General features: G+C 65.5%; 20 protein-coding genes and 1 tRNA gene. 19 read left to right on the top strand and 2 right to left on the bottom strand.

Going from position 1 to position 26384, the window contains the following annotated elements; translation table 11 throughout:
* Nucleotides 1-46 precede the first annotated feature (46 nt).
* The 6 genes from AB4Y63_RS19030 (at nt 47) to AB4Y63_RS19005 (ending at nt 8119) form a co-directional block, all read left to right on the top strand.
* Nucleotides 47-958 carry an ABC transporter substrate-binding protein gene (locus AB4Y63_RS19030; protein WP_441792636.1) on the top strand — a complete coding sequence of 304 codons (912 nt, stop codon included), beginning with the start codon at nt 47-49 and terminating at the stop codon, nt 956-958.
* Nucleotides 959-1096: 138 nt separating this feature from the next.
* Nucleotides 1097-1972: an amino acid ABC transporter permease gene (locus AB4Y63_RS19025; RefSeq protein ID WP_441792635.1), complete on the top strand. Its 876-nt coding sequence runs from the start codon at nt 1097-1099 to the stop codon at nt 1970-1972.
* Nucleotides 1973-1983: 11 nt separating this feature from the next.
* On the top strand, nt 1984-2736 hold the full coding sequence (locus AB4Y63_RS19020) for an amino acid ABC transporter ATP-binding protein (RefSeq protein ID WP_441792648.1): 753 nt from the start codon (nt 1984-1986) through the stop codon (nt 2734-2736).
* A 73-nt stretch (nt 2737-2809) separates the two neighbouring features.
* Entirely contained in the window at nt 2810-6466 is a 3657-nt protein-coding gene (gene mfd / locus AB4Y63_RS19015) for a transcription-repair coupling factor (protein WP_441792634.1), read from the top strand.
* Between the two features lie 70 nt (nt 6467-6536).
* On the top strand, nt 6537-6971 hold the full coding sequence (locus AB4Y63_RS19010) for a GntR family transcriptional regulator (RefSeq protein ID WP_441792633.1): 435 nt from the start codon (nt 6537-6539) through the stop codon (nt 6969-6971).
* The gene (locus AB4Y63_RS19005) at nt 6968-8119 is read left to right on the top strand and encodes a DUF1648 domain-containing protein (RefSeq protein ID WP_441792632.1); all 1152 of its coding nucleotides are present in this window, start codon (nt 6968-6970) and stop codon (nt 8117-8119) included. The genes AB4Y63_RS19010 and AB4Y63_RS19005 overlap by 4 nt, the downstream gene beginning before the upstream one ends.
* A gap of 146 nt (nt 8120-8265) precedes the next feature.
* Here the strand turns inward: AB4Y63_RS19005 and AB4Y63_RS19000 are convergent, their stop codons facing one another.
* Nucleotides 8266-9453: a Na+/H+ antiporter NhaA gene (locus AB4Y63_RS19000; protein ID WP_441792631.1), complete on the bottom strand. Its 1188-nt coding sequence runs from the start codon at nt 9451-9453 to the stop codon at nt 8266-8268.
* Between the two features lie 157 nt (nt 9454-9610).
* On the opposite strand from AB4Y63_RS19000, the gene AB4Y63_RS18995 reads away from it, so the two are divergent.
* From AB4Y63_RS18995 to AB4Y63_RS18950, 10 genes are all read left to right on the top strand, one after another.
* Nucleotides 9611-10429 (top strand): MazG family protein, encoded by an 819-nt coding sequence (locus AB4Y63_RS18995; RefSeq protein WP_441792630.1) that lies wholly within the window; start codon nt 9611-9613, stop codon nt 10427-10429.
* 3 nt (nt 10430-10432) lie between these two features.
* On the top strand, nt 10433-12163 hold the full coding sequence (locus tag AB4Y63_RS18990; RefSeq protein ID WP_441792629.1) for an alkaline phosphatase family protein: 1731 nt from the start codon (nt 10433-10435) through the stop codon (nt 12161-12163).
* Between the two features lie 56 nt (nt 12164-12219).
* The gene (locus AB4Y63_RS18985) at nt 12220-12753 is read left to right on the top strand and encodes a ferritin (protein WP_441792628.1); all 534 of its coding nucleotides are present in this window, start codon (nt 12220-12222) and stop codon (nt 12751-12753) included.
* Nucleotides 12754-12899: 146 nt separating this feature from the next.
* Nucleotides 12900-14213: a histidine--tRNA ligase gene (gene hisS, locus AB4Y63_RS18980; RefSeq protein ID WP_441792627.1), complete on the top strand. Its 1314-nt coding sequence runs from the start codon at nt 12900-12902 to the stop codon at nt 14211-14213.
* 91 nt (nt 14214-14304) lie between these two features.
* Nucleotides 14305-15585, top strand: a complete 1281-nt coding sequence (eno, locus tag AB4Y63_RS18975) for a phosphopyruvate hydratase (protein ID WP_441792626.1) — start codon at nt 14305-14307, stop codon at nt 15583-15585.
* Between the two features lie 132 nt (nt 15586-15717).
* The gene (locus tag AB4Y63_RS18970) at nt 15718-16200 is read left to right on the top strand and encodes an FtsB family cell division protein (RefSeq protein ID WP_441792625.1); all 483 of its coding nucleotides are present in this window, start codon (nt 15718-15720) and stop codon (nt 16198-16200) included.
* Complete coding sequence (locus tag AB4Y63_RS18965) at nt 16197-16754, top strand: DUF501 domain-containing protein (RefSeq protein ID WP_441792624.1); 558 nt, start codon at nt 16197-16199, stop codon at nt 16752-16754. Before AB4Y63_RS18970 ends, AB4Y63_RS18965 begins: the two co-directional genes overlap by 4 nt.
* Nucleotides 16751-18028 (top strand): S8 family peptidase, encoded by a 1278-nt coding sequence (locus AB4Y63_RS18960; RefSeq protein ID WP_441792623.1) that lies wholly within the window; start codon nt 16751-16753, stop codon nt 18026-18028. The genes AB4Y63_RS18965 and AB4Y63_RS18960 overlap by 4 nt, the downstream gene beginning before the upstream one ends.
* 40 nt (nt 18029-18068) lie before the next feature.
* Nucleotides 18069-19640, top strand: a complete 1572-nt coding sequence (locus AB4Y63_RS18955) for an NAD(P)/FAD-dependent oxidoreductase (protein ID WP_441792622.1) — start codon at nt 18069-18071, stop codon at nt 19638-19640.
* A gap of 70 nt (nt 19641-19710) precedes the next feature.
* Nucleotides 19711-19787, top strand: a tRNA-Leu gene (locus tag AB4Y63_RS18950).
* A 121-nt stretch (nt 19788-19908) separates the two neighbouring features.
* Here AB4Y63_RS18950 and AB4Y63_RS18945 read toward each other — a convergent pair.
* Nucleotides 19909-22284 carry a transketolase-like TK C-terminal-containing protein gene (locus AB4Y63_RS18945; protein WP_441792621.1) on the bottom strand — a complete coding sequence of 792 codons (2376 nt, stop codon included), beginning with the start codon at nt 22282-22284 and terminating at the stop codon, nt 19909-19911.
* 253 nt (nt 22285-22537) lie between these two features.
* Here AB4Y63_RS18945 and AB4Y63_RS18940 point away from each other — a divergent pair, with 253 nt between their 5' ends.
* The 3 genes from AB4Y63_RS18940 (at nt 22538) to cls (ending at nt 26194) form a co-directional block, all read left to right on the top strand.
* Nucleotides 22538-23017, top strand: a complete 480-nt coding sequence (locus AB4Y63_RS18940) for an Lrp/AsnC family transcriptional regulator (protein ID WP_441792620.1) — start codon at nt 22538-22540, stop codon at nt 23015-23017.
* 162 nt (nt 23018-23179) lie between these two features.
* Nucleotides 23180-24733, top strand: a complete 1554-nt coding sequence (locus AB4Y63_RS18935; protein WP_441792619.1) for an SLC13 family permease — start codon at nt 23180-23182, stop codon at nt 24731-24733.
* A gap of 3 nt (nt 24734-24736) precedes the next feature.
* Nucleotides 24737-26194, top strand: coding sequence for a cardiolipin synthase (gene cls / locus AB4Y63_RS18930; RefSeq protein ID WP_441792618.1), 1458 nt, complete (start codon nt 24737-24739; stop codon nt 26192-26194).
* The last annotated feature ends 190 nt before the right edge of the window (nt 26195-26384 follow it).

Below are 26384 nucleotides of genomic sequence, written 5' to 3'. Positions count from 1 at the left end.
CTTTCCGCACCACCTGAGTCACATACAGCAAAGGAGCATTGTCGCTATGAAACGAATCACCCTGAGCAGCCTCGCTGCGGGAGCCCTCGTCGGTCTGTTGGCCGGCTGCGCGCCGATTGGAGTGTCGACGAGCAGCACGGTCGATCCCAACCGGAAAACGGGCGTCGACATCAGCACGATCGCCGAGAGCAGCGCAGCGATCAAACTGCTTCCCTCGGAGATCACGAAAACCGACAAGCTTGTCATCGGTGTCGACCCGACGTACGCGCCCAACGAGTTCAAGGACAAAGACGGCAACCCGATTGGCTGGGAGATCGACCTGATGGATGCGGTCGCCGCGAAACTGGGGGTGACCACCGACTACCGGGTGGCGAAATTCGACAACATCGTGCCCAGCATCCTCGGCGGAAAGTATGACCTCGGCCTCGGCGGCTACTACGACACGAAGAAGCGTCAGGAAACACTCGACCTCGTCGACTTCGCCATTGCCGGAAACCAGTTCGCTTCGGCGAAAGACAACCCGATCACGTCGGAGCTCGACGTGTGCGGGTTGAAGGTCGCCGCGCAGAACGGTGGTTCTGCGCCCCTGATCTACCTGCCGGAACTCGATACCAAGTGCGCAGCGGCGGGCAAGGAGCCCATCGAGGTGCTCGGCTACGACACACAGGATGATGCGACAGCGGCACTGACGCTCGGTCGCGTCGACGCGATGGTTGCCGACTCACCGGTCGTCGGCTACGCGGCGCGTCTCAGCGACGGCAAGCTCGTCACCTCCGAGGTGTACGACTCGACCCTCTCGGGCGCTCCGATCGCGAAGGACCGTGGCACCTTCGCCGAATCCCTGCGTGTCGCTCTGCAGGAGCTCATGGATGAGGGCACCTACCAGTCGATCTTCGAGTACTGGGGTGTCGAGGGTGGCGCAATCGACAAGATCATTGTCAACGGAGCCCAGGAATAGTCAGCACGACCGAGAAATCGGTGACGAGAGAAATCGGTAACGAGAACTGTGGAAGAAGCACAGACTGAGAACGGTCTCGGCGGGACACGTCCCACCCAGGCGATTCGTTTGAAGCATCCGTGGCGAAACACTGTTGCAGTGTTCCTCATCCTCGGGCTGGTGCTCTTCGTCATCGACGCGAGTCAGCGGCCCGCGTACGACTGGGGAGCATTCGCGACATACCTCCTCGATCCGCGCATCGTGCAGGCCGCGGGAGTCACACTGCAATTGACCGTCTACTCGATGGTTCTCGCAGTGGCACTGGGAATTCTGCTCGCGATCATGCGGCAGAGTCCGAACCCGATCTTCCGCTCCGTCTCACTAGCTTTCATCTGGTTGTTTCGCGGAACTCCGGTGTATGTGCAGCTGGTGTTCTGGGGCTTGTTGTCGACGATCTACCGCTCCATTGACGTGGGCATGCCGTTCGCGACCCCGTGGGTGCAGATCGAGACAATCGATGTCGTGAGCGTGTTCTGGATTGCCGTGTTCGGGCTTGCGCTGAACGAAGCCGCATACATGGCGGAAATCGTTCGTGCGGGTCTTCTCTCCGTTGACAAGGGTCAGACCGAGGCCGCGACGGCGCTCGGTCTGACCTGGGGCAAGACGATGCGCAAGATCGTGATCCCGCAGGCCATGCGCGTCATTATCCCGCCGACCGGCAACGAGGTGATCTCGATGCTCAAGACCACGTCCCTGGTGACCGCGGTGCCCTTCAGCCTCGACCTCTACACCCGCTCCCGCGACATTTCAGCTGAGACGCTGAACCCGATTCCGCTGCTGCTCGTCGCCTCGGTGTGGTATCTGCTGTTCACCTCGTTGCTGATGGTCGGGCAGTACTTTCTCGAGCGTCGATTCGCTCGGGGGTATGACCAGCGCAGTGCGCCTCAGGAGGTCGACAGCGCGCGACCGGAGCCGAAAGACAGCGCCTCTAACCCTGTGGCGGCAGGCATTCGACGTGAGAAGGAAGTGTCGTGAACGTGAGACCGATGGTCAGCGCCGAGGATGTGCACAAGTCGTTTGGCAGCAATCAGGTGCTCACAGGCGTGTCGATGCAGATCGCTGCCGGCGAGGTGGCCTGCGTGATTGGGCCGTCCGGCTCGGGAAAATCGACGTTCCTGCGGTGCCTGAACCACCTCGAACAAATCGACCAGGGGCGAATCATTGTCGACGGTTCTCTGATCGGCTACCGAGAGCGCGGAGACAAGATCTACGAGCTGAAGCCGAGCGAAGCGGCCGCGCAGCGGCAGGACATTGGGATGGTGTTCCAGCGGTTCAATCTGTTTCCCCATCTCTCAGCGTTGGAGAACATCACCTGTGCGCCTCGGCTTGTTCACGGGGAGGGCGGAGCTTCCGCTTCCAGACGAGCCAAGGAGCTGCTTGACCGCGTCGGCCTGGCCGACAAGGCAAGTTCCTACCCGAGTCAGCTCTCAGGAGGACAGCAGCAGCGGGTGGCGATCGCACGCGCTCTGGCGATGGAACCGAAGTTGATGCTCTTCGACGAACCAACCTCCGCACTCGACCCGGAGCTGGTCGGCGAGGTGCTCGACGTGATGAAGGAGCTCGGCCGAAGTGGGATGACGATGGTCGTTGTCACCCACGAGATCGGATTCGCCCGTGAAGTCGGAGACTCGCTCTATTTCATGGACGGCGGGCAGATCGTCGAGTCGGGTAAGCCGAGCGAAATGATCTCGAATCCTCAACAGGAGCGCACCCAGGCATTCTTGTCAAAGGTGCTCTAGCGGTGTTCGGCCGTCCCGACCATGGGGCAGGCATCGCTCGGCGACCAGGTGCGCTCCCGATTAGACTTGACCGGTGATCCTCCAGGGCTTAATCGCAGCGCTTTCTCGCGCCTCCACGTTCGAAAAGTCCCTCGGCTTCGCTGCCAGAGACGCCGACTTTTCGCTCACCGAAGGGTTACGAGCCCCTCTTCTCGCCGCACTGCTCGGACGCCGCCGCGAACTCGGCAAGGCCGAAGCGCTGCTCATCATCACCGCGACCGGGCGCGAGTCGGAGTCATTGCGTGAGAACCTCGGCTGCTTCACGGTGGGTGCCGGCGCGGATTCCGCCGAGATCATCGACTTTCCCGCCTGGGAGACGCTGCCGCACGAACGCCTGAGCCCGAGCGCCGAGATCGTCGGCAAGCGCCTACACGCTCTGCGACGGATGCGCGAGTGGCAGGAGCTGCCAGCCGAGACGCGCCATCCGCTCGTCATCGTCGCCTCGGTGCGCGCCGCACTGCAGCCCGTCGCCGACAATCTCACCGACTTCGAGCCCATCGAGTTGACCGCGGGAGGGCGCGGCAACGACCTCTCCGCGATCAGCCTGCACCTGGTCGATGTGGCTTATTCACGCGTTGACATGGTCACCCGCCGCGGTGAGTTTGCCGTGCGCGGCGGCATCCTCGACGTGTTCCCGCCGGTCGCGGCGCACCCGTACCGGATCGAGTTCTTCGGCGACGAGGTCGAGCAGATTCGTGCATTCTCAGTCGCGGACCAGCGCTCGCTGCCCGAACCGATCGAATCGGTCAGCCTGCCGCCGAGCCGTGAACTCCTGCTCAGCCCGGCCGTGCGTCAGCGCGCCCGCGAGATGCAGCACGAGTTTCCGAGCCTGGCCGGGATGCTCGCCAAGATCGCCGAGGGCATCCCCGTCGACGGCATGGAGAGTCTTGCCCCCGCGCTCGTCGACCGACTCGTTCCGATCACCCATTACCTGCCAGAGGGCGCCGCCATCGCGGTGATCTCGCCGGAACGCGTCGCCTCCCGGGCAATCAGCCTGGCCGACACGAACCGCGAGTTTCTCTCGGCGGCCTGGAACGCCGCGACCGCCGGCGCCGAGGCGCCGATCGACCTCGAGTCCGGGGACTTCCTCACGCTGGGCCGCCTCAAAGACTCGGTCCAGTTCTCGGCTCCGGGCCAGCCGACGCCCGACCATCCCTGGTGGACGCTGAGCTCGTTCCAGGCCGCCCCGACCGACGAGGTCGTGCTGCCCGAGCATCGCGAGATCGACGACCTGCTCACCGTGCGCATCGAAGCGGATGCCGTGCCCAGTTTCCAGGGCAGCGTCGAGGGAGCCGTCGGTCATCTCGCCACCCGCCTGAAAGACGGCTGGACCGTCGGCATCGTCGCGCAGGGCGCCGGTCTCGTCGAACGCGCCGCCGACGTTCTGGCCGAGTTCGAACTGCCGGCCCGGATCGTCACCGAGTTTCCGGCGGAGCCGGAACCCGGCATCGCCTACCTGCTCAAAGCATCCATCGACCACGGTTTCGAGATTCCGGAAACCAAGCTCACGCTGGTCAGCGAGTCCGAGTTCTACGGCCGCACCGTCGGCTACGACGCGCGTCAGATCAAGAAGCTCGCGAGCCGCCGCAAGAACGTCGTCGACCCGCTCCAGCTGAAGACCGGCGATCACGTCGTGCACCAGACGCACGGCATCGGCCGGTTCATCGAACTGACCCAACGCGAAGTTTCGAGCGGCGGGCGCAACCCGGTCAAGACCAAGCGCGAATATCTCGTGCTGGAATACGCGCCGTCGAAGCGCGGCCAGCCGGGCGACAAGCTCTTCGTGCCCACCGATCAGCTCGACCTGGTCAGCCGCTACGTGGGCGGCGAGGCGCCGACGCTGAGCAAGATGGGCGGCAGCGACTGGTCGGCCGCCAAGACCAAGGCCCGCAAGGCCGTGCGCGACATCGCCGTCGAACTGGTCAAGCTCTACTCGGCACGGATGGCCAGCAAGGGTCACGCCTTCGGGCCGGACACCCCGTGGCAGCGCGAGCTCGAAGAGGCGTTCCCGTTCGCCGAGACGCCCGACCAGCTGACCACGATCGAGGAGGTCAAGGCCGACATGGAGCGGCCGATCCCGATGGATCGCCTGATCTCCGGCGATGTCGGCTTCGGCAAGACCGAGGTCGCCGTGCGTGCCGCGTTCAAGGCAATTCAGGATGGCAAGCAGGTCGCCATGCTGGTGCCGACGACGCTGCTGGTGAACCAGCACCTCGAGACCTTTCAGGAGCGGTTCGCCGGTTTCCCGATCCACCTGCGCGCCCTTTCGCGCTTCCAGACCGAGAAGGAGTCGCGCGAGACGATCGCCGGCCTGCTCGACGGCACCGTCGACATCGTGATCGGCACCCACCGCCTGCTCTCCGAATCGATCATCTTCAAAGACCTCGGCCTGGTCATCATCGACGAGGAACAGCGGTTCGGCGTCGAGCACAAAGACCAGCTGAAGAAGCTGAAGACCAACGTCGACATCCTCGCGATGAGCGCGACACCGATCCCGCGCACGCTTGAGATGGCGGTCACCGGCATCCGTGAGATGTCGACCCTGGCCACCCCGCCGGAGGACCGGCACCCGATTCTCACCTTCGTCGGTCCGTATTCCGAACGGCAGGTTGCCGCGGCGATCCGCCGCGAGCTGCTGCGCGAGGGCCAGATCTTCTTCGTGCACAACCGGGTGTCGAGCATCAACCGGGTGGCCGCGCAGCTTGCCGAGCTCGTGCCGGAAGCCCGCATCGCCGTCGCGCACGGCCAACTTCCGGAGGCGCAGCTCGAACAGATCGTCGTCGACTTCTGGGAGCGCAAGTTCGACGTGCTCGTGTCGACCACGATCATCGAGACCGGCCTCGACATCGCCAACGCGAACACCATCATCATCGACCGGGCCGACAAATTCGGCCTGAGCCAGCTGCACCAGCTGCGCGGTCGGGTCGGTCGTGGCCGGGAACGCGCCTACGCCTACTTCTTGTACGACGAGAACAAGCCGCTGTCAGAGACCGCGCACGACCGGCTGGCGACGATCGCGGCCAACAACGAGCTCGGCGCCGGCATGCAGGTGGCGTTGAAGGACCTCGAGATTCGTGGTGCCGGAAACCTGCTCGGCGGCGAGCAGGCTGGGCACATCGCGGGTGTCGGCTTCGACCTCTACCTGCGGATGATCGGCGAGGCCGTGAGCACGTTCCGCGGCGATGTGGCCGAAGGTCAAACTGAGCTGCGACTGGAACTTCCGGTCGACGCGCACATTCCCGACGACTATGTCGACAGCGAGCGGTTGCGGCTCGAGGCCTACCAGAAGCTGTCGGGCGCGAGCTCGGCCAGCGCTGTCGACGGTCAGATCGATCTCGTGCTCGAGGAGCTCACCGACCGCTACGGCGAGCCGCCGGCCCCGGTGCAGAACCTGATCGCCGTGTCCCGACTGCGCCGCCAAGCCCAGCAGGCCGGTCTCGGCGAGGTTGTCGCGATGGGCTCGAACCTGCGCGTCGGGCCGGCCGACCTGGCCGATTCTCTGCAGGTGCGCCTGCAGCGGATGTACCCCGGCTCGCGTTACTTCACCCAGAACGGCTCGCTCACGGTGCCGATGCCGCGGGTGAACGGCGAGCCGCTCGCGGACTCCGAGCTGATCAACTGGGCCGGCACGTTGCTGACGGCGATCTTCCCGCCAGCGCCCGTGCAGGCATCGGTCTCGACGCCCGCGTAGGCGCCGGGGCTTGCCCCATCCATCTGTGTTGTCTATAGTGGTACAGACGGAACAGATTGGAGGGGCAATCATGCAGATTGAAATCGATCCGCAGTCACAAGTCCCGATTTATCAGCAGATCAGAGACCGGGCGGTCGAGGCGATCGCCTCCGGCGTGCTCGTGCCGGGGGAGCAGCTCGCCTCGGTGCGCCAGCTCGCTCTCGAATTCGGAATCAACGTGCAAACGGTGAGCAAGGCCTACGACGCGCTGCGTCAGGAAGGCCTGATCCGCACCAACCACAAGTCGGGTTCGGTGATCGCACGCGGCCCTGGCGACGCGGTGGCCACACCGAACTTCGTCGACGACTGGTCGGCCCGGCTGTCGACGCTCCTCGCCGAAGCGGTCGTACAAGGCGTCACCGACACCGAGATTCTGGCGCGCACCGAGCAAATTGTTCACGCGTTCGCCGCGCGGCGCAACACCTCGCCTCACTCACCACACACGGAAAGTCCTGAAATCGCATGAGTTGGTTCGCTGTCATCCTTTCGCTTGTCATCATGGCGTTCGTCGCAGTGATGATGCTCCTCATGCCGTCGATCACGCGAGCGACCCTGCCGCTCGGGGTCAGCATCCCGCAGCAGCGCATCGGTGAGCCGGTCGTGCTCGACGCGGTGAAGCGCTATCGGTGGGGCGTCGGCCTCGCCTTCGCTGTGAGCGCCGTCGCGACTCTTCTGTTGGCCGGTGTGTCCGTGGTCGCCGCGGTCATCGTGCCGGTGCTGCTGCAGCTCGTGCTCTCGATCGGCGCCTACGTCGTGTGCCGCCGAAGCATCCAGCGGGCCAAGACCGCTGAGCACTGGTACCAGGATGTCCCGGTGCGCCTGAGCGGAACGATCACGGGCACCCCGATGCGCGCGTCCACCCCGATCGGCTGGTACATCGCGGCCACCCTGCTGCTTGCCGTGGTCGCCGCGGTCGGCGTGTCACTCTACGACTCGCTGCCGACGACTCTGACGACCCACTGGAACGCCGCCGGTGAGGCCGACGGTTTCGCCCCGAAGTCGGTCTGGTCGGTCTTCGGTCCGTTGCTGATCGGGCTGGTAATGATTGTGTTTCTATTCAGCATCGCCCGGCTGACGAGCCGGATCCCGCTGCGACGGGTCGCCGACTACAGCGCAGAGCAGCAGCTCGCGATGCAGGATCTCATGCAGCAGCTCGTCGGCCAGCTCACCCTCGTGCTCGCCGCGATCTTTGGGGCGATCAGTCTGCAGAGCTGGTTTACGCCGCGCAACGAGGCGGTGAATCTCGCAATCGCGATTCTGGCCCCGGTGCTGATCTTCCTGCTGATCGGCGTCTTCCTGGTGCGTCAGCGCAGAATCGTGCGCCGGGTCGCGGTCACGGTGGGAACAGGAGCGTCAGCCGCCTCAGGCGTGGGTGCCTCGGCATCCGAAGCAGCAGGTTCCACCCAGCGCGCCGATACCCCCGACGACGACCGCTATTGGAAGGGCGGCATGATCTACCTGAACCGCAACGATCCGGCCCTCTGGGTGCCGAAGCGGTTCGGGGTCGGCTGGACGGTCAACCTCGGTCACCCGGGGGGAATCGCGATCATGACGATTCCCGTGCTGATCGTCATCGGCGTTGTCATCGTCGCCATCGGCTCGAGCCCGCGCTAGAACGTTTCGGTGGTTGAGGAGGCCCGCCAGGGCCGTCTCGAAACCCGGTGAGTCGATCTTCAAACCCAACCACGGTTCAAGGATCGGCTCACGCGGTTTCGAGACGCGGCCGACTCCGTCGGGCGCTCCTCAACCACCGAGAATGATTACTCCGCAGTCGCCGCCTCGTGGTGATGCGAGATCTTGCGGTAATGCTTCGCACGCAGAGTCACGAAGACGGCCGCGGCGACGATCGAGATTCCGGAGCCGAGCAACACGGCGAGGGTTCCCTCATCCGCGACCTCGTGCAGTCTGGCGAAGGCCAATTCACTCATCAGCAGCGACACAGTGAATCCGATCCCGCCGAGGCAGGCCACCATCATGATGTCGGGGAGTTTCAGCACCGACCGGTCCCGGGCGATCAGGATGCCGAGCCCGCCGGCCAGGGTGATGCCCAGCAGCTTGCCCACCGGCAGCGCGACCAGGATGCCCCAAAATGCCGGGCTCAGTTCACTGATCGACACCTGCGGAATTGCCACCATCGCGGCGGTGAGTGCGAACAACGGGAGAACGAAGCCGTTCGAGAAAGGCTCGAGGATGTGATGTGCTCGCCCGGCCGGAACCCGGGCCATCACGAGCCCGAGGATGACGCCGGCGATGGTGGCGTGCACACCGGAGCGCAGCGTGAAGTACCAGGTGAGCACGCCGAGGATGACGAGCACGATGACGAGCGGCCAGGCCGGGCGACGCGAGAGCACCCACGCTGACCGGGGCTTCAACATCCGGCTGACCAGCCCGAACGCGGTGGCGGCGATGGCGGCGTACCCGATGAACTGCAACTGGGGGTCCTGGGTGAAGAAGAAGGCGATGATCAGAATCGCGACCAGGTCGTCGAGCACGGCGAGGGCCAGCAAGAAAACGCGCACACGGGTCGGGATGCCGCGGCCGAAGACGGCGAGCACGCCGAGAGCGAAGGCGATGTCCGTGGCGGTCGGCACCGGCCAGCCGGCGCTGAGCCCGCTGCCGCTCGTGATGAGCAGGTAGACGCCGGCCGGAATGATCACTCCGCCCATGGCAGCCAATGCGGGCAGAGCGGCCTTGCTGAAGCTGTTCAGATCGCCGATGACGAGTTCACGTTTCAGCTCGACGGCGACGAGGAAGAAGAAGATCGCGAGCAGGCCGTCGCTGATCCAGTGCTTGGTCGAGAGATCGAGGCCAAGAAGTGGCATGTCAATGTGGGCGCCGAGCGCGTTGATCAGGGCCGGCCCGATCGGGGTGTTCGCCAGAATGAGGCCGATAGCGGCCGCGGCGAGAAGAAGTCCGGCGGCGTAGCGCTCAGAGCGGATGATTTTCATGGGAATCCTGCCTGCCCCGTCGGGGGTGGTCGAAGAGTAATGAACGAATTGCTTCGTCCGCCGACCAGACTTCCCGGCTCACCACGCCCAGCCTAGCAAAACCCCGATTCGAAGCCGGTCGACATGCCTACGATAGAACCAACCCAGAGGAGCTCTCGTGACCAACCCCTTGTTCTCAGCCGCCGGTTCGGCCGCGCCGGCCGTGCCATCCGCGCCATCCGCGCCGACCGCCGCCGCTTCCGCCGCATCCGTGCCGAACGAAGAGCCGACGGCATCGACGCCGAGCGAACTCGACACCCTGATCAAGACGGTGGCGAAGCTGCGCGCCCCCGGTGGCTGCCCCTGGGACGCCGACCAGACCCACGCCTCGCTCGTGCAGTATCTGACCGAGGAGAGCCACGAACTCATCGAGGCGATCGAGTCAGGCAACCGCGACGAGGTGCTCGAAGAACTCGGCGACGTGCTCTACCAGGTGCTCTTCCACGCCGACATCGCCGCCCACACGAGCGGTGAAGACTTCGACATTCAGGATGTCGCCGCGGCGATGAACCAGAAGATGGTCGGCCGGCACCCCCACGTCTTCGGCGATCTCACGCTCGACACCGCCGACGACGTCGTCGCGGCCTGGGACGACTTCAAGGCGCAGGAGAAGCCGCACCGCACGAGTGTGCTCGACGGGATTCCGCAGGGGATGCCGGCACTCGCGCTCGCCGACAAGGTGCTGGGCCGGGCGGAGAAGATCGGCCTGATCGAGGTGGAGGCCGAGCCCTCGATGGCTCTCGGCAGCGAAGACGAGCTGGGCCCGCTGCTGCTGGCGATCGTCGCAGCGGCCAGGTCGCAGGGGCTGGATGCCGAACGTGCGTTGCGCACGGCGGTACGCGACCTGCAGGACGAGATTCGCGGCGCCGAGGCGGAGTCTTCGGCTGGCGGCGACCCGTTCGATGCCGGGGTAATCGGTACACCGATGCAAAGATGACCTATGTCTCCGAGTGACACCCCCGCCGAAAAGCCCTCCCGCCGCTCATTTCTGAAGGGCGCCGGCATCGCCGCTGCCGGGTTTGCGGTCGGCGGCGCGACCGGGGGAGTCGTCGGGGCGTCGATTGGCGCGGCCAGCGTCGAGGCCGACGAGCGCTCGGCGCCCCTTGATCCGCGGCATGAACCCGGCTTCGACCACGTCGTCGTGTTGATGTTCGAGAACCGCTCATTCGACAACCTGTTGGGCTGGCTGTACACCGCCGACACGGTTCCGGCCGGGCAGAAGTTCGACGGCCTGGCGATGGGCAACTATCGAAACGTTGCGCCGGACGGCACCGTCATCGACGCCCATGTCTACACCGGCAGCACCGACTCGATCATGAGCCAGCCGAACCCCGACCCGGGCGAAGAATACCCGCACGTCAACACCCAGCTCTTCGACGTCGTCGACCCCGCCTCGAATGCCGATCTGGCGGCCAGAGGTTGGAAGGCGCCGTACAACGCCCCGGCGGCCACCCAGACGGCGAAGAACTCGGGGTTTGTGCGTGACTATGACATCAACTTCCGTCGGCTGAACAAGAGCGCGTCGCCGACACCGGAGCAGCTCGCGGTGGCGATGGGCGGATTCTCGCCGCAGATGCTCCCGGTCACCTCGACGCTGGCCCGCAATTTCACGGTCTTCGACTCCTGGTTCTGTGCGGTTCCGTCGCAGACATTCTGCAATCGCTCGTTCTTTCATGCGAGCACCTCGCATGGGTTTGTCACGAACCTGGGTGACGGCGGCTACCAGAAATGGTTCGACGCCGACCCGGCCCCGACAATCTTCAACCGGCTGGAAGAGGCCGGGCTCAGCTGGCGGGTCTACTACGACGAAGCTCAGCTGATCTCGTTCACTGGTTTTCTGCACGCGCCGGTGCTGGAGAAGTACTGGAAGACGAACTTTCGCACTATGGAGCAGTACTACCTCGACGCGAAGAACGGAAACCTCCCGGCCTACGCCTTCATCGAGCCGCGCATGACCTTCAATCACAACGACATGCATCCGCCGATCGGCCGGCTCGAGGGATCGGATGTCGACGGGGTCGACATCTTCAACGGGGCGTTGTCGGACGTGCGCGCCGGTGAGGCGTTGCTGCACGACATTTACTCGTCGATTCGCACCAGCGCCTCCGCGACGGGGTCGAATGCCAACAACACCCTCTTTCTCGTCACGTTCGACGAACACGGCGGCACCTTCGACCACGTGCGCCCTCCGCGTGCGGTGCCGCCGACCGATGCGGCCGAGCCGGGGGAGATGGGCTTCACCTTCGACCGGCTGGGGCTGCGCGTCCCGGCCATCGCTATTTCGGCGTACACCAAGGCGGGCACGGTGATCAACGACGAGATGCATCATGCCTCGGTCACCCGCACGCTCAGTCGCCTGCACGGCCTGGCGCCGCTGACCGCTCGCGATGCCGGAGCCAACGACCTCTTCAGCGTGGTGAACCTGACGAAGCCGCGCCCGGCATCCGACTGGCCTGACACGCACCCGCAGTACACGCCGCCGAACCCCGAGGCGGTGCCGCACCCGAAAGACGAAGACCGCGACCGCCCGCTCAGCTCGCCGGCCACCGGGCTGCTCGGGATGCTGGTCGCCCGCTACGGCACACCGGGAGCCAAGGTTCCCGAGACCTACGGCGAGGCGTTTGACGCGTTGGAAGATCACGGCCAGGGGCTGTTCGGCACGCTCGACTGAGTTTGGATAGCCTGTCCACCCTCGCGCCGTCGCCCGGGGAACGATAGCGTCAGAGCATGAGTGAGACTTCTTTCAACGCGCTTCTGTCCAGTCAAATCGGCAACGAGTTTGCTGCGTCGCAGCAGTACATCGCCATCGCCGTCTGGTTCGATAACCACGACATGCCGCAGCTTGCCGCGCATTTCTATCGCCAGTCGATCGAAGAGCGCAACCACGCGATGATGCTCGTGCAGTACCGCATCGACCGCGACCTGGGCGTCGAGATTCCGGGCATCCCCGCCGTGGTCAACGACTTCGCCAACATCGTCGAGCCGATCGCCCTGGCGCTGGCTCAGGAGAAGCAGGTCACTTCCCAGATCGAGGCGCTGTTTCGCGCAGCCCGTGCGGATGGCGACGCGCTCGGCGAGCAGGCCATGCTCTGGTTCCTCAAGGAGCAGGTCGAGGAGGTCGCCTCGATGTCGACCCTGCTGACCATCGCCCAGCGTGCCGGGGAGAACCTCTTCGACATTGAGAACTTCGTGGCCCGCGAAACCGTCGGCGACTCCGGTGTCGACTCCGACGCGCCGTCGGCTGCCGGCGGGGCGATCTAGCCCCTTCGTGCTCACAGCGGCCCCGATGCGCCCGGTCACCCGGCGCGCATCGGGGCCGACTCTGTGTGCGGCGCCTGGCCGAGAGGGCGCGGCCGACCTGACAGAGCCTGGCCGAGAGGGCGCGGCCGACCTGACAGAATTGAGGCATGGCAGCTTCTGTGACCCCGCCCCGCGGCATGCGCGATTTTCTTCCCCACGAAAAGTCAACTCGGGAGCACGCCCTCGGCGTGATCCGCTCGAGCTTCGCCGCACATGGGTTCGACGAGATCGAGACCCCGGTGATGGAGGACTCGGCTCGCCTGCACTCCGGCCTCGGCGGCGACAACGAGAAGCTCGCCTTCGCCGTGATGAAGCGTGGCCTGAGTGAAGCGGATGTCGCAGCCGCCGCCGAAAGCGGTGACCTGCTGTCTCTGGCCGACCTGGGCCTCCGCTTCGACCTGACGGTTCCGTTGGCGAGGTTTTACGCCACGCACCGGGCGAACCTGCCCACCGTGTTCCGTTCGATCCAGATCGCGCCGGTCTGGCGCGCGGAACGCCCGCAGAAGGGGCGCTACCGCCAGTTCATGCAGTGCGACATCGACGTGATCGGCGAGGCCAGTGCGCTCGCCGAGATCGAGCTGATCAGCGCCACCTCGGCAGCGCTCGACGCGCTCGGACTCACCGGCTGCTCGATCCGCATCAACGACCGCCGCATCCTGAGCACCCTGCTCGGCACCTGGGGGATCGGCGCCGACCTGACCGAACGCGCCCTGATCACCATCGACAAGCTCGACAAGATCGGTGTCGACGGCGTCGTCACCGAGCTCGGCGGCCTCGGCATCGAAACCGACGGCATCGCCGACGTGCTTGGCTCCATCGCTTCGGCCGGCTGGGATCTCACCACGAGCCCGGAGCAGGCGCCGACCTGGCTCGACGCGTCCGCTTACGCCGATCTGCTGGCGCTCCGCGCCGCACTGCCCGAGGTCGAGCTGGTCTTCGACCCCACCCTGGTGCGCGGCATGGGGTACTACACCGGCACCATTTTCGAAATCTCACACCCCGACCTGAGCTACTCGCTCGGCGGCGGCGGACGCTACGACGGCATGATCGGTCGATTCCTCGGCACCGACGTTCCCGCCTGCGGCTTTTCGATCGGATTCGAGCGCATCGTCGACCTGCTTGAAGCGGATGCCGCTGCGGCCGAAAACTCGGTCGTTCTGCTGCACGACGCCGACGCCGATCCGGCACAGCTCGTGGCCGTCAAGCTCGCGCTCGTGGGCCAGGGCAAGAGGGTGCGGCTGACGCAGCGCACCAAGAACATCAAGGCGCTGCTGGCCCGCGCGGAGACCGACGGGTTCGGAAGCTTCGCGTTCCTGCCCGCCGCGGCTGCCGCGAGCGACGCATCCGTTGAAGCAGCCGGCGACGGGTTCGACGCGGCCGGCATCGCTCGGTCGCTGGAATTCAAGCCGCTCGGCAGTTAGCTTTCGTGAGGCCCGCCCGGGTCTTCTAGACTGAACGCGGAATACACCGTCGTTTTCTCCAAATTATCCGCACCAAACACAGGAGATAGTTGTGGCTCTCATTGAGGCTGTAGTAGCTCGCGAAATTCTTGACTCCCGAGGCAATCCGACTGTTGAGGTCGAGGTTTTGCTTGAAGATGGCACGGTCAGCCGCGCCGCCGTTCCCTCCGGTGCGTCAACCGGTGCCTTCGAAGCGTACGAACTGCGCGATGGCGACAAGTCGCGTTACCTCGGCAAGGGCGTGCTCAAGGCCGTCGACGCCGTTCTCGACGAGCTCGGCCCGGCCGTCGAAGACCTCGACTCGACCGACCAGCGCATCGTCGACGCCGTTCTGATGGAAACCGACGGCACGACCAACAAGGAGCGCGTCGGCGCCAACGCCATCCTCGGCGTCAGCCTGGCCGTCGCCAAGGCCTCGGCCAAGTCCAGCGGCCTGCCGCTGTTCCGCTACCTCGGTGGCCCGAACGCACACACCCTGCCGGTTCCGCTGATGAACATCATCAACGGTGGCTCGCACGCCGACAACGATGTGGACATCCAGGAGTTCATGATCGTTCCGCTCGGTGCAGAGACCTACAGCGAAGCGCTCCGTTGGGGCGTCGAGACCTACCACGCCCTCAAGGGCCTGCTGCAGTCGAAGGGCCTCTCCACCGGCCTCGGCGACGAGGGCGGATTCGCTCCGAACCTGCCGAGCAACCGTGCGGCACTCGACCTCATCGTCGAAGCCATTCAGATCGCCGGCTACGTACCCGGCAAGGACATCGCTCTGGCCCTGGACTGTGCCGCCACCGAGTTCTACAAGGATGGCGCGTACCACTTCGAAGGCAAGGCGCTCACCGCGCAGGAGCTCGTCGCGTACTACGGCGAACTGGTCGACGCATACCCGCTGGTCTCGATCGAAGACCCGCTGGAAGAAGAGGACTGGGACGGCTACGTTCACCTCACCGCCGAAATCGGCGACAAGGTGCAGATCGTCGGCGACGACCTGTTCGTGACCAACCCCGTGCGCCTGGCCAAGGGCCTCGAGCTCAAGGCCGGCAACTCCATCCTGATCAAGGTCAACCAGATCGGCACCCTGACCGAGACGCTGGATGCTGTCGCTCTCGCGCAGCGCGCCGGCTACACGGCCATCCTGTCGCACCGCTCCGGTGAGACCGAAGACACCACCATCGCCGACCTCGCCGTCGCCACGGACGCCGGTCAGATCAAGACCGGTGCGCCTGCCCGCAGCGAGCGTGTCGCTAAGTACAATCAGTTGCTGAGGATCGAAGAAGAGCTGGGTGAGGCAGCGGTCTACGCAGGCCGCTCCGCTTTCCCGCGTTTCAAGGCCTAGTTCTGTCGGGGCTTTCGAAGCGCGGATCGCATCCGCGCTTCGAAAGCCCCGTTTTTTTATCGGTACCAGCGTCAGCTCGGCTCAGCGAATCTGACAGTGCGCACACCACGCGAACCAACGGAAGGAAGTGTCATGGCCCGCAGAGGCACTGACAAGAAATCCGTCGCGCTCGATGACCCGGTGACGCCGGCGGGCGGTTGGCTCCGCGGCATCCGTTCGTCGGGATTCTCGCTGGTCATGATGGCCATCCTGATCCTGGCCGTCGTTGTGCTGGCACCCAGTCTGCGCATCTACGCTGAGCAGCGTCAAGAAATTGACCGGCTGAGCGCCGCCGTCGCCGAACAGAAGGCGGCGGTCGACCAGCTGAAGACCGAGCGCGAGCGCTGGAATGACCGCACCTTCGTCACCACCCAGGCACGCGACCGGTTGTCCTATGTGCTGCCAGGAGATATCAATTTTCTGGTGATCAACGACCTTCCGCTGCCCGCAGCCGGTACCCCCGGTATCGCTCCGGTCAGCGCCGAAATACAAGACACGGATGTCGACTGGCTGGCGTCGGTTTTCGCCTCAGTCATGACCGCCGGTCTCGCCCCAGAGGAACCTTCACCCAAATGAGCCGTCCCCCCTTCGAGCCCTTCACCGCGCAGGACATCGACACCGTTTCCGCGCAGCTCGGCCGCCAGGCCCGCGACGTCGTCGGCATTGCCGCGCGTTGCGTCTGCGGAGCTCCGACCGTCGTCGCCACCGCGCCCCGTCTCGCCGACGGCACGCCGTTCCCGACCACCTACTACCTCTGCCACCCCGGTGCCACCGCAGCGATCTCGTTTCTCGAAGCGAACCAGGTGATGAACGAGTACAACCAGCTTCTCGCCGACGACGAAGAGGTGCGTGCGGCGTACGCTCGCGCCCACGAGAGCTTTCTCGCCGACCGCGCCCTGCTCGGTGACGTGCCGGAAATCGCCGGAATCTCCTCGGGTGGCATGCCGGAGCGGGTGAAGTGCCTGCACGCGCTGGCCGGGCACGCCTTGGCCGCCGGCCCCGGTGTCAACCCGATCGGCGACCTCGCGCTCGCCCGGGCCGCCTGGAGCCCCGCCGTCTGTGTCTGCATTGACTACAGCGCCGGCGACGACGCATCGAACGCCTCCGCCACGGACACCACGACCGCATGAGACGGCCGGGGCGCCGACTCGGCGCGGCGCTGACCCTGGGACTGGCTTCTGTGCTGGCCATGGGCAGCGTCGTCGTCGACGCGCACCCCGCCCACGCCGACCAGGTGCGCGACCTGCAGTACTGGCTGAACGACTACGGCTTCACCCAGGCGTGGAAGACCACCAAGGGCAAGGGCGTCACCATCGCCGTCATCGACACCGGTGTCGATGCCAGCGTGCCCGAGCTCGCCGGGGTGGTCGTCGGTGGCACGGATGTCTCCGGCATCGGCTCGTCCAATGGTCAGACTCCCGTCGGTGAAGGAAGTGAGCACGGCACCCTGGTGTCGTCGCTCCTCGCCGGACGCGGCACCGGGCCCGGTGCCGGCGTGATCGGTGTGGCCCCTGAGGCCTCGATTTTGGCCGTGTCCGTCGCGTTCGGGGCCACCTCCTCACCCGTGAGCAACGACGACCAAATCGCCGAGGCCATCCGCTGGGCTGTCGACAACGGCGCCAGCGTGATCAACATGTCGCTCACCCGCAACACGCTCGACTGGCCGGAAAGCTGGGACGACGCATTTCTCTACGCCTTTGAACACGATGTGGTCGTCGTCGCCGCGGCCGGAAACCGGGGGAGTGGCACGACGGAAGTCGGCGCCCCCGCGACAATTCCGGGCGTACTCACGGTGGCCGGTGTCGACCGCACCAAGAAGGCAAGTTTTGACGCCTCGTCGCAGGGCATCACGATCTCCGTCGCCGCTCCGAGTGAGAAGCTGGTCGGAGTGGTGCCGGGTGGCGGCCATGTTCAGTGGGACGGCACGAGTGCGGCTGCGCCCATCGTCACCGGACTCGTCGCCCTTGTGCGGGCGGCCTATCCGAAGCTGGATGCGGCCGGCGTGATGGACCGGGTGATCGCGACCGCCAACGCGAACGGGCACGAAGTGCCGAGCCCGATCTACGGAAACGGCCTGATCAACGCTGCCGCGGCGGTGACCGCGAAGGTGCCGGATTCCACGTCGGAAACGCCGACCGAACTGCTCAAGGCCTGGATTCATCTGCACCGCAGAGTCAATTCGGTGGCCGAGCCGGAGCCGGACCCGAGCCTCGAAACGCCGATTCCGGCCATCGCCGACCCGGTGCCGCCCGGCCCCGATCTGTCGGCTGCCTGGCTGCCGAATCCACTCACACTGACCTATGTGACGGTGCCGCTCGCCGTGCTTGCAGGGTTTGGTATCCTAGTGATGCTGTTCGCCATTGGGGTCGCACGGTATTTCAAGCGAATTCGGCGCAAGTCGTAGAATCTCGCGTATCCGTAATCATGTAGGAGGCCTTTTCATCGTGCCCAAAATTCTCATCGTCGGTGGTGGCTACGCCGGTTTCTACACCGCCTGGAAGCTTGAGAAGTGGTTGCGGTCCGGAGAAGCAGAGGTCACCGTTGTTGACCCACTTCCGTACATGACCTACCAGCCGTTCCTTCCCGAGGTTGCTGCAGCCTCGATCGAGGCTCGCCACGCTGTCGTCGCACACCGTCGCCACCTCAAGAAGACCAACATCATCACGGCCAAGGTCACGAATGTGAACCACGCCGAGAAGACGGCAACGATCACGCCGCCGACCGGTGAGCCGTACGAGTTCAAATACGACATCGTCGTTGTCACCGCCGGTGCCGTGTCGCGCACGTTCCCGATCCCGGGTGTCGCCGACCAGGCCATCGGCCTCAAGACGATTGAAGAAGCCGTCGCCATCCGCGACCGCGTTCTGACCAACTTCGACAAGGCCTCCCAGCTTCCGGCCGGCCCCGAGCGCACCCGTCTGCTCACCTTCGTGGTCGTCGGCGGCGGCTTCGCCGGCATCGAGGTCTTCGCCGAGCTGCGTTCGTTCGCCAGCAGCCTGCTGAAGAACTACCCGCAGATCACCTTCGAAGAGACTCACTTCCACCTCATCGAGGCCATGGGTCGCATTATGCCCGAGGTGTCGCTCGAGACCAGTAAGTGGGTCATCAAGAACCTCGACCAGCGCGGCGCGACGATCCACCTCGACACGCAGCTCACGAGCGCTGTCGACGGCAAGATCGAGCTGTCGACCGGTGAGACCTTCGACACCGACCTGATCGTCTGGACCGCCGGCGTCATGGCGAACCCGACGATCGTGCGCAACACCGACCTTCCGATCGAAGAGCGCGGACGTCTCCGTGTTCGCGCCGACCTGCGCGTGGGCACCGAAGACGACATCGTCGTCGACGCCTGGGGCGCCGGCGACATCACGGCTGTTCCCGACCTCAGCGGTGGCGGAGTGGGCGGCAACTGCGTACCGAACGCTCAGCACGCTGTGCGCCAGGGCAAGCTGCTCGCGAAGAACATCGTCGCCGTGCTGCGTGGCGAGGGTCCGAAGGATTACTTCCACAAGAACATGGGCGCCGTCGCCGGCCTCGGCGTGGGCACCGGTGTGTTCCAGTCGGGAAACTTCGCCATCAAGGGCTTCTTCGCCTGGGTTGCACACCGTGGCTACCACGGCCTCGCCATGCCGAGCTGGGAGCGCAAGTTCCGCGTTGTCGGCGACTGGATTGGCGACCTGTTCCTCGGTCGCGACATCGTGTCGATCGCCGCGCTGGAGACCCCGCGCGCTGTCTTCGAAGAGTTCGCCTCACGCCCGAAGCCGCCGGCTGTAGCCGCTCCGGCTCCGGCGCCGGCTCCGGCCGCTGAGATTGCTGCTCCGGCGAAGGCGCCGCGTGCACCGCGTGCGCCGCGCAAGACGGCCGTCACGGGCACGGAGACCACTGCCGCTGAGCCGAAGGCTGCCGCGAAGAAGGCTGCTCCGAAGGCTGCTCCGAAGGCTGCCGCGTCGAAGGCTCCTGCGTCGAAGGCTGCTGCCGACTCGGCGAAGACTGCAGAGGCCGTCGCCGCGAAGTAACACCCCGCGGATGCTGCAGCCCGCTGCAGCATCCGCATCTACGCTTGAAGCGTCCGAGACTCTTGGGCGCGCCCCCGTAGCCCAATTGGCAGAGGCAGACGACTTAAAATCGTCACAGTCTGGGTTCGAACCCCAGCGGGGGCACCACTTCATCACGCATTCGCAGAGCGTCAGCTCGCGCACGCGGTGATCATGCCCCGTCGTACCTCGCCGAACTGTGAGTTGAGGTGGGTCAAACTCACAGTTCGACGATGAAGGACCTGTGTGGCTAAGACCGCACGTCGAGCGCCGCCCGCACGATGGCGTCGGCGTCGATGCCGTGGTAGCGGTAGACCGACTCCAGATCGCCCGCCTGGCCGAAACGGGAGACGCCGAGGTTGCGGCTGGCCACCCGGTTGATGCCGCTGAGGAACGACAGTGTGTGCGGATGCCCGTCGAGCACCGTCACCATGGGCACGGCGCGCTCACTGGGGAAGACCTGGTCGAGAATCCATGACGGCGCATCCCCTTGACCCTGCCGAGCCTGCACGGCCTCGAACAGCAGGCCGGGGCTCGTGACACAGATCACCTCGACGCGCACTCCCTGGCCGGTCAGACGTTCGGCCGCAGCCAGCGCCTCCGGCACCATCGCACCCATCGTCACGATCGACAGTTCCGGCGATTCGATGGCACGCAGCACGTAGGCCCCGGCGACGACCTGCCGACGGCGTCGTTCGCGCGCGGCCGGATCGGCGGGAATCTGCGCCAGTTTCTGGTCCACCGGACGGGTGGACAAGCGGAGGTAGGCCGACTTGCCGCCCGGGCGGCCGAGCTGACCCATCGAAGCGAGCAGGGCCCATTCCGTGTCAACGACGAACGCCGGCTCGTAGCTGATGCACTCCGGCTGCTCGAGACCGATTGACGGGGTCTTGATCGACTGGTGCGCTCCGCCCTCTGAGGCGAGGGTGACGCCCGACGGCGTGCCGACCAGGATCGACTGCCCGCCCGCGTACATGCCGAACGACCAGGGTTCCAGCGCGCGTTCGACGAAGGGGTCGTAGATCGTGCCGATCGGGAACAGGGTTTCGCCCCAGCGACTCCAGGTCGAACCGAGTTCACTGATCAGGCCGACGAGGTTGACCTCGGCGATGCCGAGCTCGATGTGCTGACCGGATGGCCGCTGCCGCCAGTGCATGATCGTCTCGGCGTCGTCGTCGAACCAGTCGTGGCGCTCCTCGGTCGACCAGACGCCGACCTTGTTGATCCAGCCGGCGAGGTTGGTGCTCGAGCTGACATCGGGGCTGACCGTGACGACGCGACGCGCGGCATCCGGTGCCACCCGGGTGAGGTCGAGCAGTGCGCGGCCGAGCGCAGCCTGTGTGGTTCCGGTGCCGGTCGGGGTGTGGCCGAGGTCGCTCGGAACAGCGGGCGGGGTCGCCACCGGAACGGCCGCGCGGGTGAGACGAGCCGCGGCAGCACTGCACACCTGGCCGGCGTTCGTGCCGATGTCGAACCGCGACCAGGGGGCATCTGCCCGCTCGCCCATCGACGCGGCGAGCTGCTCGTACTGCTCGATTGTCAGGAGCGACGAGTGGTTCTGCGGGTGGCCTTCGATGGGCAGGCCGTGGCCCTTCACCGTGTAGGCCAAGATGACCGTCGGCCGGGTGTCGTCGATCTCGGCGTACGCGGCGCGGAGGGCGTCGAGATCGTGGCCGCCGAGGTTGCGGATGGCGGCGAGCAGCGTGGCGTCGTCGACCTCGGCAATAAGGGCTGCGATCAACTGGCCGTCGTCGCCGACCCCGGGGAGGCGCAAGCGCAGCTCGTCGGCGTTACAGCGCAGCAGGCGCTGGTATTCGGGGTTCTGCATGTCGACGATCCGGCGGCGCAGGGCGTCGCCGCCCGCCCGGTTCATCAAGCTTTCGAGCAATCGACCGAACCGCACGGTGATGACCTGCCAGCCCGCCGCGTCGAAAAGCTTCTCGATCTTGCCGGCGGCGATATTCGGCACGACGCGGTCGAGCGACTGGCGGTTGAGGTCGACAATCCAGACGACCTCGCCGAGGTCCTGCACGGCCGAGTCGAGCACGGCCTCCCAGATGGCGCCCTCGTCGAGCTCCGCATCGCCGAGCAGCGAATACTGACGCCCCCGGCTCGGCACCCCGGTCAGCGTCTCGGTGTAGCGACGCGACATCGCGCCCCAGAGCGGAGCGGTGGCCCCGATGCCGACGGAACCCGTCGAGTAGTCGGCCGGGTCGGGATCCTTCGATCGGCTCGGGTAGCTCTGCAGCCCGCCGAACTCGCGCAGGGTCGTGAGGTATTTCTCGTCGAGCGTGCCGAGCAGGTAGTTGATCGCATGCAGCACGGGGGAGGCGTGCGGCTTGACCGAGACGCGATCATCGGCACGCAACTGCTCGAACCAGAGCGAGGTCATGATCGTCGCCAGCGACGCGCTCGACGCCTGGTGGCCGCCGACCTTCACTCCCGAGCTGTTCGGGCGCACCCGGTTGGCGTGGTGCACGATCGAGGTGGCGAGCCAGAGCACGCGCTGTTCGATCTCGCGAAGCGTCACGACGAGGTCGGCGGATGCCGGGGTGGCGGTCGACTGCGCGACGTGGGAGGCCAGGGCGTCCGCGGCGGACGGGGTTACCGAGAGTGAATCAAACATGAGTGTCCTTCGCGCGAGAGGGGATGCGTGCCGCAGCGCGGGAACGACTGGTCGTGTTCCGCAGCTCTGCGATGCCTCTCTTGTGAAGAAGGACGCTCGGCACGCTGCCGCGACAGGGTTTCTAAATCGGTCGGCAATTTATGCAGTGCTTGCAGATATCTGAACAGCAGCGGCCGGGTTGCGCAATACACGCGCACCAAACTGCGCATAATGGTCAGATGGGGCCATGAGGGACCCGAGAATGGTGAGCACAATGGAGACTTCGCGTACCGCCGACTCGATCGATGCGGCCCTGCTCAAAGCGCTCGTCGCGAATCCCGATGCCACGAACCTCGCGATCTCCGAGTCGACCGGGCTCGCCCGCAACACCGTGCGTGCCCGCCTGGCCCGGTACTCCGCCGAGAAGGCGCTGCGCTCCTTCGAGCGGCGGATCGACCCGGCCTTCCTCGGCTATCCGTTGCGCGCCTTCATCGTCACCACGGTGAAGCAACGGAAGCTCGGCACCGTCGCATCCACCCTCGCCGACGTGCCAGAGGTGCTGCAGGTGCACGGCCTCTCCGGGGTGGCCGACCTGCTCGTTCACGTGGTCGCGCGCGACGCCGACGACCTCTATCGCATTGCCGGACGCATCCTGGCCATCGACGGCGTCAAACGCACCTCGACCGGTCTGGTGATGGGCGAACTCGTCGAGTACCGAGTCGCGCAGTTGATCGGCGTCGAAACGAACCGGTGATCGAGCGACCGGTGATCGAGCCTGTCGAGATCACGTGATCCGGTCGCGAGGTCGGCTCACCGGGTCTCGACAAGCTCGACCAACGAAGGCAGTATCTCCTGATCCGCTCGACACGGGCCCAGGCGCCGGGCAAGACTCTGGGAGCGTGTAGCCTCAGGGGCTGTGAACGACATCGTGATTACCCTGACTGTGCTTCTGGTGGCGGTGGTCGTTTTCGTGTGGAACAAGCTCCCCGTCGGCGTGGTCGCCATCGGCGTCGCACTGGTGCTCTACGCCACCGGCGTCTTGTCCTTCGAACAGGCGCTTGCCGGATTCGGCGACCCGGTCGTCGTCTTCATCGCCGCACTCTTCGTCGTCAGTGAGGGCCTGGACGCCACGGGCGTGACGACCTGGGCCGGCTCCCAACTCATCGATAAGGCCGGCACCAGCCGACGCCGCATCATCACCTTCATCATGATCCTCGTCGCGATCGTCGCCGCCTTGATCAGCGTCAACGGCGCCGTCGCCGCACTGCTGCCGATGGTCGTCGTGATGGCGATCCGCACCTCGCAGTCGCCGTCACAACTGCTGATGCCCCTTGCGTTCGGAGCCCATGCCGGATCCCTGTTGGTGATGACGGGCACCCCGGTCAACGTGCTCGTCTCAGAACTCGCCGTCAACGCCGGTGCGCGGCCGATCGGCTTCTTCGAGTTCGGGCTGGTCGGCATTCCGCTCGTTCTCGGCACGATGCTCATCGTTGTGTTCCTCGGCCCGAAACTGCTTCCGAAGCGCAGCGCCGACTTCATGCCCCGCGACCTGAGCGATCACGCTCGCGTGCTCGCCCACCAGTACTCGCTTCCGCCCGAGGACCTCATCAGCAAGCGCTACGGTCTGACCGAGGTCGTCATCCCTCCGCGTTCCGAGTTCGTCGGCGACCGGGCGTTTCCCGGCATGGTCACCGCGAGCGGTGACCTGGTGATCGTCGCCATCCAGCGTTCAGGCGAAGACCTCGGCGAAACAGAGCTCGCCGAGGGTGATGTTCTGCTTCTCCGCGGCCCCTGGGATGCCCTCGACGTGAACACGACAGACCCCAACGTCGTGGTGATCGACGCGCCTCAGACCGTGCGTCGACAGGCGGTTCCGATGGGCCCTCGCGCCAAGTCGGCCCTCGTCGTGCTCGCCGGAATGGTCATTCTTCTCGCAACCGGGCTCGTGCCGCCCGCCGTTGCCGCGCTGCTCGCCGCCTGCGCGATGGTGCTGCTGCGGGTGCTGAGCGTGCAGCAGGCGCACCGTTCGATCTCCTGGACCACCCTGCTGCTCGTCGGCGGCATGATCCCGCTCTCTACGGCCATCCAGTCGAGCGGTTTGGCCGACCTCCTCGCCAACGGGTTGGTCGACCTGGTCGGTGAGTCGAGCCCGTATCTCCTCATTCTCGGCATCGCCGGAGTGACCCTGGTGCTCGGCCAGCTGATCAGCAACATGGCCACCGCCCTCATCGTGGCGCCGATCGCGGTCGCCATCTCGGTGGAGACCGGGATCTCGCTGATGCCGCTGCTGATGGCCGTTGCTGTGGCAGGCGCCGCATCCTTCCTCACCCCGGTGGCCACCCCGGCGAACACCATGGTGATGGGGCCGGGCGGCTATCGTTTCGGCGACTACTGGAAACTGGGACTGCCGCTGATGGCCCTGTTCCTGCTCGTCGCCGTGTTTCTCGTGCCATTCATCTGGCCGTTCTAACGCATGAACGACACTTTCGATCTCGTCACTTACCTCCTGCTCGCGCTGCACGTTGTCATCATCTTCGTCGCGGCAGTCTTCATCTCAGCGAACCGACGGCCGTCGACCGCCATCGCCTGGATCCTCGCCATCGTCTTCATTCCCTTCGTCGGCGCAGCCGTCTTCCTGCTGATCGGGCTGAACAAGCTGCCCAAACACCGCCGCGATAAACAGCGTGAGGTGAACGAGCTGATGATGGCCCGCACCCGCGGGCTCGAACTGGTCAGCCACGGCGACGACTGGCCCGACTGGCTGCGCTCCGCGGTGCGCCTGAATCAGAAGCTCGGCGCGCTCCCGATGCTCGGCGGCAACACCGCAGAGCTCATCGACGACTACCAGGGCTCCTTCGACGCGATGAGTCGCGAGATCGACGGCGCGACCCGTTTCGTGCACGTCGAGTTCTATGTGCTCGTGCGCGACGCTTCCACCGCCGGTTTCTTCGACGCCCTCGCCCGGGCCGCAGCCCGCGGCGTCACCGTGCGGGTGCTCTCCGACCACCTGTCCGGCTTGATGTATCCCAACCGAAAAGAGACCCAGAAGTTTCTGGCGGATGCCGGAATCGAGTGGTACGCGATGCTTCCGTTGCGACCGCTCCGCGGGCAGTGGCAACGACCCGACCTGCGCAATCACCGCAAGCTCGTCGTCGTCGACGGCCGAGCCGGGTTCACCGGCTCGCAGAACCTCATCGACTCGACCTATCTGAAGAAGAAGAACATCGCCCGCGGGCTGCACTGGCATGAGCTGATGGTGCGGGTCGAAGGGCCGGTCGTGCGGGAGCTCGACGCCGTCTTCGTCACCGACTGGTACAGCGAATCGGGCGTGCTCCTGCCGCTCGACACCAGCCCGGTCGTGCTGGGCGACAATCCCGCACTGCTCGACGCGCAGGTGTTGCCGAGCGGCCCCAGCTTCGACAACGACAACAACCTCAAGCTCTACGCGATGATGATCCACAATGCGAAAACCCGGGTCAGCATCACCAGCCCCTACTTCGTGCCCGAGGAATCGACGCTTCTCGCGATCGTGACCGCGGCGAACCGCGGGGTGGACGTCGAACTGTTCGTCTCGGAGATCGGCGACCAGGCGTTGGTGTACCACGCGCAGCGCTCCTACTATCAGGCCTTGCTCGATGCCGGGGTGAAGATCTACCTCTACCGAGCCCCGACCGTGCTGCACTCGAAGCATTTCACCGTCGACGATGACGTCGCGGTCGTCGGGTCCAGCAATATGGACATCCGCTCGTTCAGCCTCAACATGGAGGTCTCGGTGCTCGTGCACGGTCGCGACTTCGTCGACCGGATGCGTGTGGTCGAGGACAGCTACCGGGCCAACAGCAGGCAACTTGACCCCGTTGCCTGGGAGCAGCGCTCGGTCGCCGGGAAGATCGGTGACAGTCTCGCGCGGCTGACGTCGGCGTTGCAGTAGACGTTCGTTGGTCGAGCTTGTCGAGCGATGTACTGAGCCTGTCGAAGTGACCTCGCGAGCCGATCTCGAGACCGGGTCACCGGATCTCTGTAATGGTCACTAGCTGGTCTGGCTATCAGCTGGCAGGTTGGTTCTCATGCGCACGGTGGGGTGTGACTCGCCGGATCTCTGACCGTTCTTTGGAACGTGT

The sequence above is a fragment of the Leifsonia sp. YAF41 genome (assembly GCF_052113185.1).
Lineage (GTDB): Bacteria > Actinomycetota > Actinomycetes > Actinomycetales > Microbacteriaceae > Cryobacterium.
Note: the sequence above shows the minus strand (reverse complement) of the source record. Positions and strands in the feature narration are given on the sequence as shown.